Annotated in this window: 14 protein-coding genes; 5 read left to right on the forward strand and 9 right to left on the reverse strand. The window is 72.9% G+C overall.

The annotated features are described in order from the left end of the window. Positions 1-28 precede the first annotated feature (28 nt). Complete coding sequence (locus ACQEVI_RS04580) at positions 29-826, forward strand: 4'-phosphopantetheinyl transferase family protein (RefSeq protein WP_432895160.1); 798 nt, start codon at positions 29-31, stop codon at positions 824-826. Here ACQEVI_RS04580 and ACQEVI_RS04585 read toward each other — a convergent pair. The 6 genes from ACQEVI_RS04585 to ACQEVI_RS04610 form a co-directional block, all read right to left on the reverse strand. Continuing rightward, entirely contained in the window at positions 808-2,388 is a 1,581-nt protein-coding gene (locus ACQEVI_RS04585; protein WP_432895162.1) for an alpha/beta hydrolase family protein, read from the reverse strand. The two genes, ACQEVI_RS04580 and ACQEVI_RS04585, sit on opposite strands and share 19 nt — an antisense overlap. 103 nt (positions 2,389-2,491) lie before the next feature. Further along, positions 2,492-3,460: a GTPase Era gene (gene era, locus ACQEVI_RS04590; RefSeq protein WP_432895164.1), complete on the reverse strand. Its 969-nt coding sequence runs from the start codon at positions 3,458-3,460 to the stop codon at positions 2,492-2,494. Beyond that, positions 3,457-4,848: a hemolysin family protein gene (locus tag ACQEVI_RS04595; protein ID WP_432895165.1), complete on the reverse strand. Its 1,392-nt coding sequence runs from the start codon at positions 4,846-4,848 to the stop codon at positions 3,457-3,459. The genes era and ACQEVI_RS04595 overlap by 4 nt, the downstream gene beginning before the upstream one ends. A gap of 5 nt (positions 4,849-4,853) precedes the next feature. Further along, positions 4,854-5,306, reverse strand: coding sequence for an rRNA maturation RNase YbeY (gene ybeY / locus ACQEVI_RS04600; protein WP_432895167.1), 453 nt, complete (start codon positions 5,304-5,306; stop codon positions 4,854-4,856). After that, the gene (locus tag ACQEVI_RS04605; protein ID WP_432895169.1) at positions 5,303-6,367 is read right to left on the reverse strand and encodes a PhoH family protein; all 1,065 of its coding nucleotides are present in this window, start codon (positions 6,365-6,367) and stop codon (positions 5,303-5,305) included. Before ACQEVI_RS04605 ends, ybeY begins: the two co-directional genes overlap by 4 nt. A 103-nt stretch (positions 6,368-6,470) precedes the next feature. Next, complete coding sequence (locus ACQEVI_RS04610) at positions 6,471-6,821, reverse strand: histidine triad nucleotide-binding protein (RefSeq protein ID WP_357445759.1); 351 nt, start codon at positions 6,819-6,821, stop codon at positions 6,471-6,473. Positions 6,822-7,082: 261 nt separating this feature from the next. On the opposite strand from ACQEVI_RS04610, the gene ACQEVI_RS04615 reads away from it, so the two are divergent. Both ACQEVI_RS04615 and ACQEVI_RS04620 read left to right on the forward strand, forming a co-directional pair. Continuing rightward, complete coding sequence (locus ACQEVI_RS04615) at positions 7,083-8,849, forward strand: helix-hairpin-helix domain-containing protein (RefSeq protein WP_432895171.1); 1,767 nt, start codon at positions 7,083-7,085, stop codon at positions 8,847-8,849. Then, positions 8,846-9,694, forward strand: a complete 849-nt coding sequence (locus tag ACQEVI_RS04620; RefSeq protein WP_432895173.1) for an OmpA family protein — start codon at positions 8,846-8,848, stop codon at positions 9,692-9,694. Before ACQEVI_RS04615 ends, ACQEVI_RS04620 begins: the two co-directional genes overlap by 4 nt. A gap of 76 nt (positions 9,695-9,770) precedes the next feature. Here ACQEVI_RS04620 and ACQEVI_RS04625 read toward each other — a convergent pair whose 3' ends face one another. The 3 genes from ACQEVI_RS04625 to hrcA are packed head-to-tail and all read right to left on the reverse strand — an operon-like array spanning position 9,771 to position 12,727. Further along, complete coding sequence (locus ACQEVI_RS04625) at positions 9,771-10,535, reverse strand: 16S rRNA (uracil(1498)-N(3))-methyltransferase (protein ID WP_432895175.1); 765 nt, start codon at positions 10,533-10,535, stop codon at positions 9,771-9,773. Positions 10,536-10,545: 10 nt separating this feature from the next. After that, on the reverse strand, positions 10,546-11,667 hold the full coding sequence (dnaJ, locus tag ACQEVI_RS04630; RefSeq protein ID WP_432895177.1) for a molecular chaperone DnaJ: 1,122 nt from the start codon (positions 11,665-11,667) through the stop codon (positions 10,546-10,548). A 40-nt stretch (positions 11,668-11,707) separates the two neighbouring features. After that, positions 11,708-12,727 carry a heat-inducible transcriptional repressor HrcA gene (hrcA, locus tag ACQEVI_RS04635; protein ID WP_432895179.1) on the reverse strand — a complete coding sequence of 340 codons (1,020 nt, stop codon included), beginning with the start codon at positions 12,725-12,727 and terminating at the stop codon, positions 11,708-11,710. 360 nt (positions 12,728-13,087) lie between these two features. On the opposite strand from hrcA, the gene ACQEVI_RS04640 reads away from it, so the two are divergent. Continuing rightward, positions 13,088-13,285 (forward strand): hypothetical protein, encoded by a 198-nt coding sequence (locus tag ACQEVI_RS04640; protein WP_432895181.1) that lies wholly within the window; start codon positions 13,088-13,090, stop codon positions 13,283-13,285. Between the two features lie 73 nt (positions 13,286-13,358). Further along, entirely contained in the window at positions 13,359-16,304 is a 2,946-nt protein-coding gene (locus ACQEVI_RS04645) for a helix-turn-helix transcriptional regulator (protein WP_432895183.1), read from the forward strand. The last annotated feature ends 9 nt before the right edge of the window (positions 16,305-16,313 follow it).

Consider the following 16,313-nt stretch of genomic DNA (forward strand, 5'->3'; position numbering starts at 1 on the left):
CAGCTCGCCGAGGTCACAGGAGAACGCAGTGGACTTGAGCGCCGCACCGGCACCCCGCACCTGCGACGTCTGGCTCGTTCCGGTCCGACGTCGGAACGCCTGGACACGCCTGCTGACCGTACCGGATCGCGAGCACCTCGTGGGCCTCGACGAGGTGGCCACCACGGTCCACCTGACGTCGCGTGCCGCCCAGCGGCTGATCCTGTCGCGCTACCTCGGCGTCCCGCCCGAGGACATAGCGGTGGACCGGTCGTGCGAGCGCTGCGGCGACCCGCAGCACGGGCGACCGCACGTGTCGGGTGCGGTCCTCGACTACTCGGTGTCGCACACGCGGGCCTGGGTGCTGGTCGCGGTGGTGGGTGACGGCAGGGTCGGTGCGGACCTCGACGCACGCCCGGCGGACGGCGACCTGGAGGACCTGGCGGCCGCCGCGCTCACGCCCGCCGAGCGGCGGGCCTGGCGGCGCCTGCCGGCCCGCGACCGGGCGGACGCGCTGCTCGCGTACTGGACCCGCAAGGAGGCGACCGCCAAGCTGACCGGACACGGGCTGACGATCCCGCTGCGCGATCTCGACGTCAGCGGCCCGCGGCCGACCCTGCTGGGGCGGGACCCGTCGGTCCGGCTCCCCTACCCCCGCCCGTACCTGACGCACATGCCCGCCCCGGCGGACCACAGCGCCGCGCTGGCCACGACGACGCACGTGGACCAGGTGCGGCACCTGCGCCTCCCGGACACGGTGCCCGACGACGTCGTACCGCGGCCGCTCGTGCGCCGGGCGCCGGAGCTGTTGCGGCTCGGCGGGTCCGGTCAGATGCCCAGCTGGTAGGCGCCCCAGTACGCCAGGGTGACGAGCAGCGCCGTCGCGCCGAGCACCGTCGCCCAGAAACCCGTCCGGACGACGACGCCCGCGGCGCCGGCCTGCTCCGCGACGGTGACCCGCTGCGCCGTATCCATCCCGGCCGGGCGCACGACCCTGCCCCGCAGGTCGCGGAGCCGGTTGAGCAGCAGTGCCGCCGCCACGACCGTCGCGATGCCGAGCAGCCGGACGCCGACCCAGCCGCCCTGCACCACCAGCGCGTTCTTCTCGTAGTCCAGGGCGAGGCGCGCGACCGCCGCCAGGTACACGGCGAGCCCGACGGTGGTCACCACCGCGCCGATCGCCAGACCCGCCAGGGGCGCGCGCAGGCCCTGGGCGAGGTGCGTGCCCGGGCGACCGGGACGACGTCGGGCGAGGCGGCCCGCCAGCGCCGTACCGCCGATCAGCAGCGGGCCCACCAGCAGCAGCCCGGCCGCGGTGATCACCACCCCCACCAACCAGTCGCCGTCGCCGTACCACTGCGGCTGCGGCACCGGTGCGGCGAGGTAGTCCTGCCGGGGCTGGGCACCGGCGAGCTGGGGCGGGGCCGACGCCGTCGCGGGCAGCCCGAGCACCCAGTCGGCGACGTCAGTCGCGAAGTCGGGGTGCAGCACCAGCCCGTCGGGCGTCTCGACGTTGATGCCGTGATTGGCGTGGTCGTAGAACCGGACGGTCACGTCGCGGGCGGTGTCCAGGAGCTCCTGCGTACCCTGCTCGAGCGGCATCGACGCGTCGTTCGTGCCGTACACGGCGAGGATCGGGTCCTCCTGCCGTTCGAGCCAGGGCCGCACCTCGAAGTCGGCGTACTCGAACCCGCCGCCGGGCAGCCTCATCCCCACCGCGCGCGGGATCGCGCGGAAGACCCCGGCCGGGACGTCGGTGTTCCGCAGGTAGTTGTCGACCGCGTAGGCGGCCTGCTGCCGGGGCGGGACCACCGGAGCGGAGACCAGGATCTGGAACGCGAGCCGTGGGTCGTCCACCATCATCACGGGCGACACCCACGCGCCCTCCGACTCCGCGTACAGCCCGATGTCGTCCGGGTCCACGCCCGGGACGTCGCGCAGGTAGCGCACCGAGTGGGCGTAGTCGCGCGCCATGGCCTCGTAGTCCCGGTGCCGCGTGGAGTAGTTGTCCAGCCGCTTGTCCGGCACGAGCGTGGTGATCCCCGCGCTCGCCAGCGCCGTCGCGGCAAGGGTGAACGCGTCGACGGCCTTGCCGGTACCCGCGCCGTGCACGAACACGATCCCTGGGTGGTCCTCGGAGCCGGCGTCGACCGGCTCGCGGAGCAGCCCGCCGACCTCCAGCCCGTCGGCGAGCGGGATCGTCACCTCGGTCTCGCGCACCTCGTGGTCACCGGGCTCCCCGCCACCGGACCCGCCGCCGGACAGGGCACCACCGATCGCCGTCGACGTGGAGCCGAGGCGCAGGTGCGAGGTCACGGGCGCGGGCTCCCAGACGGGACCTGCGACGGCGCCGGTCAGCGCCAGGGCGACAAGGACTGCGGCGGATGTGGCGACCGTCCGAAAGAACACCATCGGATGCTACGCCCGCGGGCCCCGGCCATCGCCGTGGCGGGCGCGGCGAGTCATTCGGGCGACCGCGAGCAGCACAACGTGCACGGCGAGACGCCGAACACTAGAAGCCCAGCTTGCGGAGCTGCTTCGGGTCGCGCTGCCAGTCCTTCGCGACCTTGACGTGCAGGTCGAGGTAGATCCGCTGGCCGAGCAGCTTCTCGATGCCCTGGCGTGCCTCGGTGCCCACGGCCCGCAGCCGGGACCCGCCGCGGCCGATGATGATCGCCTTCTGGGAGTCACGCTCCACGAAGAGGTTGACCCGCACGTCGAGGAGCGGCGGCCGGCCCTTGTCGGGGTCGCCCGTCCCCTCGCGCGGAACCATCTCGTCCACGACCACCGCGAGGGAGTGCGGCAGCTCGTCGCGCACGCCCTCCAGGGCCGCCTCACGCACGAGCTCGGCGACCATGACGGCCTCCGGCTCGTCCGTCAGCTCGCCGTCCGGGTAGAGGTCGGGGCCCTCGGGCAGGTGCGAGATGAGCACCGCCTCCAGCTCCTCGACCTGGTACCCGTCCTTCGCGGAGACGGGCACGATGTCGGCCCACTCGCGGTCCACGGCTCTGGCCAGCTGGTCCACGGAGAGGAGGTGCTGCATGAGCGTCTCGCGCGGGACGAGGTCGGCCTTCGTGACGACGGCGACGACGGGCACCCGCCGGCGCCCGGTCATCAGCTCGGCGAGCTGCGCGGCGATGTAGCGGTCGCCGGGGCCGACCTTCTGGTCGGCGGGCATGCAGAACGCGATGACGTCCACCTCGGACAGCGTGTCCCGCACCAGGTCGTTGAGCCGCTCCCCCAGCAGGGTCCGCGGCCGGTGCAGGCCCGGCGTGTCCACCAGCACGAGCTGGGCGTCCGGCCGGTGCACGACGCCACGGATCGTGTGCCGCGTGGTCTGCGGCCGAGCCGACATGATCGCGACCTTCTGCCCCACCAGCGCGTTCGTCAGGGTGGACTTGCCGGCGTTGGGGCGGCCCACCAGGCAGGCGAAGCCGCTCCGGTGCTCGGCGGTCTGTTGCACTGCGGGCTGGTCGCTCACGAGGTCACTTCCTTCTGGTCACGCTTCTGATCACGGTGGTCGTGCTGATCCAGGCCACCGTTGCTGTCGTCCGGCTCGGCGGCCGGCTCCGTACGATGTACGAGTATCGTCGAGATCTGCTTGCGGCGGCCCTCCACACGCTCCGCCTCCAGGTGCACGCCGCCCACCTCGACGGACGAGCCCGCGAGCGGCACCTTGCCCAGCACCTTGGCGAGCAGGCCTCCGGCGGTGTCCACGTCGTCGTCGTCCAGGCGCAGGTCGAACAGGTCGCCGAGTTCGTCGACGGGTAGTCGCGCGGGCACACGGAACACGCCGTCGCCGAGGTCCTCGACCTCCTGGACGGGCACCGTGTCGTGCTCGTCGGTGAGCTCGCCCACCACCTCCTCGAGGAGGTCCTCGATGGTCACCAGCCCCGCCACGCCGCCGTACTCGTCCACGACGAGCGCGATGTGGCTGGCCGAGGCCTGCATCTCGCGCAGCAGGTCGTCGATCGGCTTGGACTCGGGCACGAAGACGGCGTCGCGCGCGACGTCGGCGGCGGGACGCTGCGAGGGCCTGCGCGCGGAGCCGTCGTCCACGGGCCAGTGCACCGCGGCCACGACGTCCTTCAGGTAGGCGACGCCGACGACGTCGTCCACCGACTCGCCGACCACCGGCACGCGCGAGAAACCGGACCGCAGGAACAGCCGCAGCACCCGGTCCAGCGAGGTGTCGGCGGTGACGGTCACCATGTCGGTGCGGGGCACCATGACCTCGCGGGTGATGGTGCCGCCCAGCTCGATCACGGAGCGGATGAGCTCCCGGTCGGACTCCTCGAACGCGCTGCTCTCCGAGAGGCTCTCGCCCACCCGGTCGGCGATGTCGCGCAGCTCGGCCTCCGTGGGCGGGGACGGGTCGTAGCGCGGCACCGAGAACCTGGTGAGCCAGGCGACGGCACGCGACACCCCGGTCAGCGGACCCACGAGCGCGAGCAGCACGGCCACCGGGTTGCGGAAGCCGAGCGCGCGCGGCGAGACCCGCACGAAGATCACGCCGATGACGACCCCGACAACCAGCGCGACGAGCATCACGGGCAGCTCGTCGGGAACGCCCTCGCCGGGCATGGTCTGCTGCACCAGCAGCGTCCCGGCCGCGATCGCGACCACCTCGGACATCACGCGCACGAGCGCGAAGGAGGCGACGATCGCCGTCGGGTCGACGACGAGCGCCTGGGCCCGCCGGATGCGCGAGGCGCGGTCCGGATCGGGCGACCGCCCCAGCTCGGCCTCCGCCAGCGCCTCCGTGAGGGAGGCGCGGGTGACCCGCAGGAGCGCGGCCTCGCCGGCCGAGAGCATGCCCGCCAGCGAGAGGCCGACCAGCATGACAAGGGTGAGGAGCAGTGCGATCACGCCGGTCACCGAGTCGCGAGGAAGGTCAGGAGAAGTTTCCGCTGCAGCGTGAACATCTCCTTCTCCTCCTCCGGCTCGGCGTGGTCGTAGCCGAGCAGGTGCAGGATCCCGTGCGTCGTCAGGAGCAGGAGCTCCTCGGTGGTGGAGTGGCCGGCGGCCTTGGCCTGGGTGACCGCGACCTCCGGGCACAGGACGATGTCGCCGAGCGTCCCGGCCGGGGTGACGTCACCGTCGCGGCCGGGGCGCAGCTCGTCCATCGGGAAGGAGAGGACGTCGGTGGGACCCGGCTCGTCCATCCACTGCACGTGCAGGTCGGTCATGACGGTGGTGTCGACGAAGATGATCGACAGCTCCGACTGCGGGTGCACCCGCATGGCGTCCAGCACGAACCGGCCGAGCGCGGCGAACTCCGCCTCGTCGACCTCGAACCCCGACTCGTTGTTGACCTCGATGCTCACCGGCGCTGCCTCTTGCTCCCCTGGTTGCTGCCCTGACGATAGTCCTGCGGCTGGCGGCCCGGACGGCGGTCGTCGGTGAGGACGTCCCACCGCGCGTACGCGTCGATGATGTCGCTGACCAGCCTGTGCCGCACGACGTCGGACGACGTGAGGCGGCAGAACTCGACGTCGTCGACGCCCAGCAGGATGTCCTCGACCACGCGCAGGCCCGAGGTGGTGCCGCCGGGCAGGTCGATCTGCGTGGCGTCGCCCGTGATGACCATCTTGGAACCGAAGCCCAGACGCGTCAGGAACATCTTCATCTGCTCGGTAGAGGTGTTCTGCGCCTCGTCCAGGACGATGAAGGAATCGTTGAGAGAACGACCCCTCATATAAGCCAGAGGAGCTACCTCGATGGTGCCCGCCTCGATCAGCTTGGGCACCTGTTCCGGGTCGACCATGTCGTGCAGCGCGTCGTACAGCGGGCGCAGGTACGGGTCGATCTTCTCCGACAGCGTGCCGGGCAGGAACCCGAGGCGTTCCCCCGCCTCGACCGCGGGACGCGTCAGAATGATCCGGTTGACCTGCTTGGCCTGCAGCGCCTGGACGGCCTTGGCCATGGCGAGGTAGGTCTTGCCGGTACCGGCCGGGCCGATGCCGAACGTGATGGTGTTGGTGTCGATCGCGTCCACGTACGCCTTCTGCCCGACCGTCTTGGGCCGGATGGTGCGGCCACGGCTGGACAGGATGTTGAACGTGAGGACCTCGGCCGGGCGTGACGCCGACGCGGCGCTCAGCATGGCTACCGAACGCTTCACGACCTCGGGGGTGAGCTGGGTGCCCGCCTCGACGACCTCGATCAGCTCGTCGAGCAGCTGGGTGACCAGGGCGACGTCGCCCGCCGGTCCGTTCACGGCTATCTCGTTGCCACGGGCGTGGACATCGACGCCGGGGAAGCCCTCTTCGACGGCCCGCAGCACCGAGTCCCGGCTCCCGAGGAGCGCGACCGTCGGGATGTGGGCCGGAACGACGATCTTGTGCTCGATCCGGGTCTGCGACTGTGTGCTGGGCGTAGTTGTCATGAGCCGGCCCGCGGGGCCGATCCGCTCCTTTGTGCGGTAGGGATGACTATGTTCCACATCCTATCGACCAGAAGGGACGGCGCCACGGTCTTTCCGTCGCACATCAGGCGAAGCCGGGTAGCTCCCCGCCCGCGAGCAGGTGCGCGTGCACGTGGAAGACGGTCTGCCCGGCCTTGGGCCCGGTGTTGAAGACGAGGCGGTACTGACCGTCGGCCAGCTCGCTCGCGACGCCGTCGGCGAGCCCGATGACGCTCGCCAGGCCCGCGGCGTCCGTCGCGGCGAAGGCCGGCACGTCCGGGTAGTGCTCCTTCGGCACCACGAGGACGTGTACGGGCGCCTTGGGGGCGATGTCCCGGAACGCGATCGCCGTGTCCGACGACGCCACGACGTCCGCGGGGATCTCCCCCGCCACGATCTTGCAGAAGAGGCAGTCAGGGCTGTCGGTGCTCGTCATGCTCTGCAGGCTACCGGCGAGGGTCGGGACCGACCCCCGGAGCCGGCCCGGACGCCCGCCCGGACGCCCGCCCTGGCGGGGCTCGGGGCATATTTTTCCGTACCGTTACACAGTTCGTAATGCCCGGGTGAAAGGGATGTGGGAGAGTTTGCGGCATTCGATGGAGATTGGCGCGCTGCGACACCATTTCGTCGCCCTCCGTCCCGCGGGTCCCGTCGTCACCCTCACACCACACATCGCAGTAGTCACCTGGAGGTTCGCGTGGGTTGGTTCATCGCCCAATCGCTCGCATTCATCATCATCGCGGCCCTGATCGGCCTCGCGATAGGCATCTGGATCGGCTGGCTCGTCTGGGGCCGCCGGGCCAAGGGCAAGCACACGGCGGAGAAGGCGGAGGCAGCCGCGCGCACGGCCGCCGTCGCCGAACCGGTATCCGGCGCCGAGGCGGAGTCCGCCGAGCCCGCTCCCGCCCTTGCGGTCGCCGCCACGGGCACCGCGGCGGAGGCAGGCGCCGAGACGCCGGAGGCCGAGCCCGCGGCCGGCACGGTCCTGCCGGTCGCGGACAGCACGACGGGATCTGACGACACGTCCGACACCGATGGTGCGGGCACCGGCGAGGCAGGCGCCGGCGGCACGGGCGAGGCAGAGGTCGAGGCCGCCGGGTCCGACGTCGTCGCCGAGGCCGAGGCCGTCGCGCGCAAGGCCGCCGAGGCGGAGGCCGCGACCAAGGCCACCGCCGTCGCCCCCGCCGACGAGGCTGCCGACTCCCCCGCCGACGAGGCCGCCGCTGCCACCGAGCCCGACGACCTGCAGCGTATCGAGGGCATCGGCCCGAAGATCGCGTCCGCACTGGTCGCCGCGGGCTACCCGACGTACGCGTCGATCGCCGCGTCGAACGAGGAGGAGCTGCGCCAGGCCGTCGCGGGCCAGGGCATCAAGTTCGCGCCCGCTGCCGCCAGCTGGGCCGATCAGGCCCAGTACCTGGTGGACAGCGACACGAAGGGCCTCGACGAGTACCAGGACTACCTCATCGGTGGCCAGGAGCGGCGCGCGAAGTTCAGCGAGAAGGTCGACTACACGGACGTCGACGAGATCGCCGACGCCGACGCCAAGGCCGCGGCGATCGCCGCTGACGAGGCGGAGGCCGCCGCCGTCGTCGCCCCTGAGCCCGAGCCAGAGCCCGAGCCCGAGCCCGAGCCCGAGCCCCAGGATCTGCAGCGCATCGAGGGCATCGGCCCGAAGATCGAGGCCGCACTCAAGACGGCCGGATACACGACGTATGCCAAGGTCGCGGCCGCGTCCGAGGCGGAGCTGCGCGAGGCGCTGACCGCGGCGGGCATCAAGTTCGCCCCCGCCGCCACGAGCTGGGCCGACCAGGCCCAGTACCTGGTCGACGGTGACGAGGACGGCCTGCGCGAGTACCAGGACTACCTCGTCGGCGGGCAGGAGCGGCGCGCCAAGTTCAGCGAGAAGGTCGACTACACGGACGTCGACGAGATCGCCGACGCCGACGCGAAGGCCGCGGCAATCGCGCAGGACGAGGCGAAGACCGCCGCCGCCGTCGTCGCCGCTGAGCCGGAGCCGGAGCCCGAGCCCGAGCCCGAGCCGCAGGATCTGCAGCGCATCGAGGGCATCGGCCCGAAGATCGAGGCCGCACTCAAGGCCGCCGGATACACGACGTACGCCAAGGTCGCGGCCGCGTCCGAGGCGGAGCTGCGCGACGCGCTCGCCACGGGCGGCATCAAGTTCGCGCCCGCGGCCGCGAACTGGGCACACCAGGCGCAGTACCTCGCGGACGGCGACGAGGACGGCCTCCAGGAGTTCCAGGACTACCTGGTCGGCGGGCAGGACCGCGCGGCGAAGTTCAAGAAGAACGTCGACTACACCGACGTCGACGAGATCACTGACGCCGACGCCAGGGCCGAGGCGATCGCCGAGGACGAGGCCGAGGCGGCGGCAGTCGGCGACGGCACCGAGTCGGACACCAAGTCGGACACCAAGTCGGCGGACTCCGGGGCGAAGGCATGAACCTGAGGTCGGTACTGCCCCCGGTCATCGTCGCGGTCCTCGGGCTGGGCGCGCTCTCGGGTGTCCAGGACACGGGGTTCCGCGAGGGCATCGAGGCCGACCTGACCGAGCGTGCGGAGAGCGCGCTCGCCGCTGCCGACCTCCACGGTGTGGACGTCGAGGTCACCGGCCGGGACGCGGACGTGACCGCGGCGACCGACGTCGACGCGCTCCTGGCCGCAGACGTGGTGAGCGACGTGGAGGGTGTCCGGACAGCGGTGGCGTTCGGGCCGAACGGGCCGGTGTCCGGAGACCTCGGGCCGGCCCAGGCTTCCTTGACCGAGAGCGATCCACAGGCCACGGCGGTGCAGGACGCGACGGACGACGCCTCCGTCGAGGCGACGCCCTCGCCCGAGGCGAGCGACCCGCCGTCCGACGGCGCCTCGGCCGACCCGGTGAAGGACGAGGCCGAGGAGGACGAGCCGAAGCGTGAGCCGACCCGTCAGGAGCGCGAGGAGGCCCAGGAGGACCTGGTCGAGATCCCGAACATCACGTTCGTCACGGACAGCGCGAAGCTGACCAAGAACGGCCGCGCGGTGGTGCGGGAGGCCGCGGAGGTGCTCGAGGAGCACCCTGAGGTCGAGGTCCGCATCGAGGGGCACACGGACTCGCGCGGGACCTGGGAGGGCAACCAGGAGCTCAGCGAGCGCCGCGCCGACGAGGTGCTCGACCGGCTGGTGGACCTCGGCGTCGACGAGGACCGGCTGACCGCGAAGGGCTACGGCGAGTCGGACCCGCTGGTCGTGCCGAAGACCTTCGCCGACCTGGAGAAGAACCGCCGCGTGGAGTTCATCGTCCAGAACTGACCCCTCCCATCCGTTGAGTGCTGGGTATTTGTGGGATTGACGCGTCACCACTCACAAATACCCAGCACTCAACGGGCTACCAGCGGTCTAGGCGGGTACTTGTCAGGGCTATCGCCACCGGGCCCGCCGTCGACGTGCGCAGGACGTGCGGGCCCAGGCGGGCGAGCACCGCGCCCGCCTCGATCAGCACGGCGACCTCGGCCTCCGAGATCCCGCCCTCGGGGCCGACGACGAGGAGCACCTCGCCAGCGGAGGGCAGCGCAACCGTCGCCAGGCCCGCCTTCGCCTCCTCGTGCAGCACGGCGACGGTCCCGCCCGCGGCGACGACGGAGCGGGTCCTGGCCGCGAGCTGCTTGGTGCTGAGCGGCGGCTCGACGTCGGGTATGCGGCAGCGGCGGGCCTGCTTGGTCGCGGCCCGCACGGTGCTCACCCAGCGTGCCCGCGACTTCGCGGCCCGGTCCCCGCGCCACACGACGACGGACCGCTCGGCCTGCCACGGGATGATCGCGTCCACGCCGACCTCGGTGGCGGCCTCGATGGCCATCTCGTCGCGGTCGCCCTTCGCGAGGGCCTGCACGAGCGTCACGACGACGGTGGGCGCGGGCTCGGTGTCCACCTCCTCGACCCGGAGGTGCACCTCGGCGCCGGCCACCGACTCGACGACGGTCCGCAGGCGCACGCCCGCGCCGTCGACGACGTCGATCCGCTCCCCCGGGCCGCGCCGCTGGACGACGCCGGCGTGCCGGCCTTCCGCGCCGTCGAGCACGTAGACCGAGCCCGCGGCGTACTCGGACAGCGGATGGGCGGTGGACGCCTCCGCGAGAAAGACTGGCGCGCTCATGGGTCGGCGGTCAGCGCCCGCTGAGCTTGTCGCGCAGCCGCGAGAACACGCCGCCGTGCACGGACGCGAGGCGGGACTCGGGCCGCTCCTCGCCGCGCAGGACCGCGAGCTGCTGCAGGAGCGCCGTCTGCTCCTCGTCCAGGGCCGTCGGCACCTGGACCTCGATGTGCACGTTGAGGTCGCCGCGCCCGGTCGAGTGCAGGTGCCCCACGCCGAGGCCCTTGAGGGTCATGACCTGGCCGGGCTGCGTGCCCGGGCGCAGGTCGATCTCCTGGAGCCCGTCCAGGGTGTCGAGCTCGAGGACGGTGCCGAGCGCGGCCGCCGTCATCGGGACCTGGAGGGTGCAGTGCAGCTCGTCACCACGCCGCACGAACGTGTCGTGCGCGCGCTCCCGGATCTCGACGTACAGGTCGCCGGCGGGGCCGCCACCGGGGCCTACCTCGCCCTGCGCGGAGAGCTTGATGCGCGTGCCGGTGTCGACGCCCGCCGGCACGTTCACGGAGACGGTGCGGCGCGAACGCACGCGGCCCTCGCCGGCGCAGTCGGTGCAGGGCTCGGGGATGACCGTGCCGAAGCCGCCGCAGGCGGAGCAGGGCTGGTTGGTCATGACCTGGCCGAGGAACGAGCGGGCCACCCGCTGCACGGAACCGCGGCCGTGGCAGACGTCGCAGGTGCGCGCCGAGGTGCCGGGCCGTGCGCCGTCTCCGGCACAGGTGTTGCACACCACTGCCGTGTCGACCTGGATCTCGCGCTTGGCACCGAACACCGCCTCGGCGAGCTCGAGGTCGAGCCGCACCAGCGCGTCGTTGCCGCGCCGGGCGCGCGGGACCGGCCCGGCGGGCTGCCCGCCGCCGAAGAAGGTCTCGAAGATGTCCTGGAAACCGAACCCGGCGCCGAACCCACCACCGGCGCCGCCACCCGGCGCGGTCGGGTCGACGCCCATGTCGTACTGCTGGCGCTTGTCCGGGTTGGACAGCACCTCGTAGGCGCGCGCGACATCCTTGAACCGGTCCTCGCCCACGTCGCCTGCCACGTCGGGGTGCAGCTCGCGGGCCAGCTTGCGGTATGCCTTCTTGATCTGCTCGGGCGAGGCGTCGCGCGGAACACCGAGGATCTCGTAGTAGTCGGTCACATTTCTCTCTTTGTGGGGAGGTTTGTGGAAGGTGGGGATGTCAGCTGGGCAGCACTCGCGACAGGTAGCGCGCGACGGCGCGCACCGAGGCGATGGTGCCCGGGTAGTCCATACGGGTGGGGCCGATCGAGCTCAGGATCGCGACGGTGTCGCCGTCGGACGAGCCGTAGCCGGACGTGACGACCGAGGTCTCGGACAGGCCCGCCAGCCGGTTCTCGTGGCCGATGCTCACGGCGACCCCCGCGTCGTCGGTCATGTCGGTGAGGAGGCCGAGCAGGACCACCTGCTCCTCGAGGGCCTCGAGCACGGGACGCAGGCCCTGCTCGAACCGCATGCTCGAACGCGCCAGGTTGGCCTGGCCCGCCAGCACTATGCGCTCCTCGCTCTCCTCCGCGAGCGCGGCGGTGACCACCTCGGCCACGGCCGTACCCAGCGCGCGGTGCTCGTCGGGCATCGCCTCGGTGACTCGCGCGAAGGCGGTGCCGATCTCGGTGAGCCGGTGGCCGGCGGCCGCGGCGTTGAAGCGCGCGCGCAGCTCGCCGAGCGTCGCGTCGTCCATCCCGAGGGGCACGTCGAGGTACCGCTGCTCCACCCGTCCCGTGTCCGTGATGACGACGACGAGGAGGCGCCCCTCGGCGGAGGGCACGAGCTCCAGGTGCCGCAGCCCGGAGCGGCGCAGCGACGGGTACTGCACGACGGCGACCTGGCCGGTCAGCTGCGCGATGAGGCGTCCGGCGCGGGCCACCACGTCGTCCAGGTCGACCGCCTCGGACAGGAACGTCTCGATGGCGCGCTTCTGGGGCACGGTCAGCGGCCGGACCTCGGCGAGCTGGTCCACGAACAGGCGGTAGCCCTTGTCCGTGGGGATGCGACCGGCCGAGGTGTGGGGCTGGGCGATGAGGCCGGCCTCTTCCAGGGCGGCCATGTCGTTGCGCACGGTCGCCGGGGACACACCGAGCTTGTGCCGCTCGGTGAGTATGCGGGAGCCCACGGGCTCCCGTGTCCGGACATAGTCCTCCACGATCGCTCGCAAGACATCGAGCCTGCGTTCCTCGCTCACCGCGCTCACCTCCGTCCCAGGTAGAACGTCCGGGACCTGCACCCGGGTTCCGGCCGGCGCTCCAGCACTCTCGCCAGCCGAGTGCCAATCCTACGCGGCACACGCCACAGGCCAAGTCCCCGACCCGCCACCCGTCCCCGCCGGCCGGACCCGAACGGACAGACCCGCAGGTCAGGGTGCCTCACCCTAGTCCGCCGCGTTCGCGAGGGGCCGCCTAAGGCATTTGCCCTAGGCGCCGCAGAACGCCTCGGCAGACCCGGCCCGAAAGATGCGGCGACCGCCCGATCCGCCGGCGGTACCTCACGGACGAACCTTGAGTCATCGCCGGCGACGGGCCGGCGACGACCAGGAGGCAACACCATGTTCGGTTTCACCGACTACGCCGAGTACCGCACGAACGAGCAGGACCTCGACCGCCGGGCCGAGCAGTCGCGGGTGGCCCGCGAGCGCAAGGAGATCGCCCGCCGGCAGGCGGCCGAGCACCGCACCGCCGAGCGTGCCGCAGAGCACGCCGGGCGGGCCAAGGCCGCGGGCACGGCCCGCCCCCGCGTCGCCTGACGCACGGCGCGAGCCCGTGCAGGACAGCCATGACCAGCGGACCGACAAAGAACCGGCATGGGACGATGAGCCCATGCCGGTTCCCCGCGCCCGTCTGGTGGGTCGAGCCCGAGAGCTCGGCGAGCTCACGGCCGCCCTCGACGCAGTCCGCTCGGGTGGCAACCGCACGATCGTGATCGCGGGCGAGGCAGGGATCGGCAAGACCCGCCTCCTCGACGAGCTCACCGCGCGCGCCGACGGCGTCGCCGTCCTCACCGGGCAGTGCGCCGACGAAGGGTCCGGGCCCCTCCCCTATGCCGCCCTCGCCGGGCTGCTGAGCGGGATCGTCCGGACCGTGGGGCCCGAGGCAGTGGTCGCCGCGGCCGGGCCCGCGGCAGGCGCCCTGTCCGTCGTCGCTCCGCAGCTCGTCGCCCCGGCGTCCGACGCCGGAGCGGACCGCCTTCCCGAGGTCCTCGCGAACCTGCTCACCGAGCTCGCCGCCCAGCACCCCGCCGTCGTGATCATCGAGGACCTGCACTGGTCCGACGACGTCACCCGCGCCGTCGCCCTCCGCCTCGCCCGCACCGCACCCGACGGCCTGCTCCTGCTGCTCACCTACCGCAGCGACGACGTCGGCCGGGCGCACCCCCTGCGCACCGTCATGGCCGAGCTCGACCGGGCCCGGCTTACGACCCGCCTCGACCTGGCCCGCCTGGGCGTCGCAGAGGTCCGGGAGATGGCGCACGACCTGCTCGGCGGCTCCCCCGACCCGCAGAACGGCCCGGCGCTGGACCGGGACACGGGCCTGGACGCCGGTCTCTCCGCCGAGCCGTTCGCCGACCTGGCCGACCTGGCCGACCTGGCCGACCGCAGCGAGGGTGTCCCCTTCTACGTCGAGGAGCTGGTCGGCTTCCTGGACACCGACCTGCCCGACTCCCTGCGCGACATCCTGCTGCTGCGTTACTGGAACCTGAGCCGCGAGGCCCAGGCCCTCTGCCGGATCGTCGCGGCCGCCGGCCCGCGCGTCTGGCACGACGTGCTCGACGACGTCCTGACCGATGTCACCACCGGCGTCGGGCCCGAACCGGAGGAAGGACTGCGCGAGGCGGTCGACGCGCAGGTGCTGGTCACCACCGACATCGGCTACGCGTTCCGGCACGCGCTGGCCCAGGAGGCCGTGTACGCCGAGCTGCTGCCCGGCGAGCGACGCCGTCTGCACGCCGCGTACGCGCGGGCGCTGGAAGGCGCCCTCGTCCGGCGCGCCCGGTCCGTCGCCAAGCTGTCGCGGATAGCGGACCACTGGTGGCGGGCCGGCGTCCTGGACCGGGCGCTCGCGGCGGCCGTCGTCGGGCACCGGGCGGCGGCGGACGGCGCCGCGTCGTCCACCGCGGTCGCGCTCGGAGAGCGCGCCCTGGAGCTCTGGGAACAGGTTCCCGACGCCGAGGCCGTGGCCGGCCTGCCGCACCACGCGCTGCTCCGCACCGTCGCCGAGTCGCTGCGCGGGTCCACCCGGACCACCCGCGCCCTGGCCGTGGCCCACGAGGCGATCGCCGAGTGGCCCGACGACGATCCCGCAGGCCTCGCCGGCATGCTCTCCGACACGGCGCTCATCGCGGGCCACGCCGGCTCGGGCGAGGGGCCCGCGCTCATCGAGCGGGCCCTCGCGCTCGTGGAACCCGGCCGGGACGACGCCGTCCGCGCCCACCTCCTGATGCTGCGGGCGCGCCACGCCATGCTCGACGGCCGGACCCAGGAGGGCATCGAGGCCGCGACCGCTGCCTACGAGGCCGGGCTCGCGATCGGCAGCCCCGAGGTCGTGTCGGTGGCCCTGAACCTGCGCGGCGTGAGCCGGGTCCAGCGCGGCGACTCCGGCGGCTTCGCCGAGATCGACGCCGCCCGCGATGCGGCCGGGGGCGTCTGGCAAGGCCTGAGCCGTTACTACACCAACGGGTCGGACTCCCGGATCCTCGTCGGCGAGTGGGACCGGGCGGTCGAGATCGCCCAGGAGGGCGTCACGGAGGCACGTCGGCACGGCGCCTCCGAGGGCTCGCGGATCATGATCGAGGGGAACGTCGTCGAGGCCTGGATCGGGCGTGGCGACTGGGCCGAGGCGGCCGCCTGGTACGAGCGCACGGTGCCCCTGATCCACGACAGCGTGTACACCGCCTACCTGACCGAGCGCCGCGCCTGGCTCCTGATGTGGCGCGGCGACGTCGAGCGGGCGCAGGCCGAGGCCCGCCACAGGGCCGCCACCTGGGAGCGGTTCGGCCGCCTGGAGGAGCAGATCCGGTCGCGCAGCAGGGGCACCCAGGCGGAGCTCGAGCTGCTGCGCGGCGAGCCGGCGGCGGCGCTGGAGCGCCTCTCGGTGGTCGTCGCGCCGGACCATCCGCGCAGCCCGGCCTACGACCTCACGTCTCTCGCCCTGTCGGCCCGGGCGATCGCCGAGCTCCGGGCGACCGGCCAGGACGTGGACGACGCCCCGTACCGCGCGGCGCTCGCCGAGTGCGCCCACTGGCCGACGTTCCCCGTGTGGTCCGCGGTGTTCGAGGCGGAGCTGGGCGGCGGCCCGTGGACGGCTGTCGCCGAGCAGCCCGGCCCCGGGCCCGCCCACCTGCGCCCGTACGCGCTGTACCGCGAGGGCGCGCGACTGCTGGAGGCCGGGGACCGGGCGGGCGCCCGGTCGATGCTGGGGTCGGCGATCACCGAGGCGGAGAAGATCGGCGCGGGGCTGATCGTCCAGCGGGCGCAGGGCATCGTCGACCGGGCCGGTCTGACGGGCCGTGGCGGGCCGGCCGAGTCGCCCGCGCCGTCGGCGGCGATGGCGTCGGCGTCGGCGTCGGCGTCGGCGGGCGGCGTGCCCGACACGCTCACCCCGCGGGAGCAGCAGGTGCTCGCTTTGGTCGCGGAGGGCCTGACCAACGGGCAGATCGCGGAGCGGCTGTACATCTCGACCAAGACCGCTTCGGTGCACGTCTCGGCGATCCTGCGCAAGCTGGGCGTGTCGACCCGCACGGAAGCGGCCCTCCGCGTCCCCCGTTGAGTGCTGGGT

It is taken from the genome of Promicromonospora sp. CA-289599 (assembly GCF_050936155.1).
In the GTDB taxonomy this organism is placed as follows: domain Bacteria; phylum Actinomycetota; class Actinomycetes; order Actinomycetales; family Cellulomonadaceae; genus Promicromonospora.

Bases quoted from the DNA above. Each gene is read 5' to 3' on its own strand.
- ACQEVI_RS04605 (WP_432895169.1), bottom strand. From the start codon at position 6,367: ATGACAACTACGCCCAGCACACAGTCGCAGACCCGGATCGAGCACAAG.
- ACQEVI_RS04610 (WP_357445759.1), bottom strand. From the start codon at position 6,821: ATGACGAGCACCGACAGCCCTGACTGCCTCTTCTGCAAGATCGTGGCG.
- ACQEVI_RS04620 (WP_432895173.1), top strand. From the start codon at position 8,846: ATGAACCTGAGGTCGGTACTGCCCCCGGTCATCGTCGCGGTCCTCGGG.
- ACQEVI_RS04625 (WP_432895175.1), bottom strand. From the start codon at position 10,535: ATGAGCGCGCCAGTCTTTCTCGCGGAGGCGTCCACCGCCCATCCGCTG.
- ACQEVI_RS04640 (WP_432895181.1), top strand. From the start codon at position 13,088: ATGTTCGGTTTCACCGACTACGCCGAGTACCGCACGAACGAGCAGGAC.
- ACQEVI_RS04645 (WP_432895183.1), top strand. From the start codon at position 13,359: ATGCCGGTTCCCCGCGCCCGTCTGGTGGGTCGAGCCCGAGAGCTCGGC.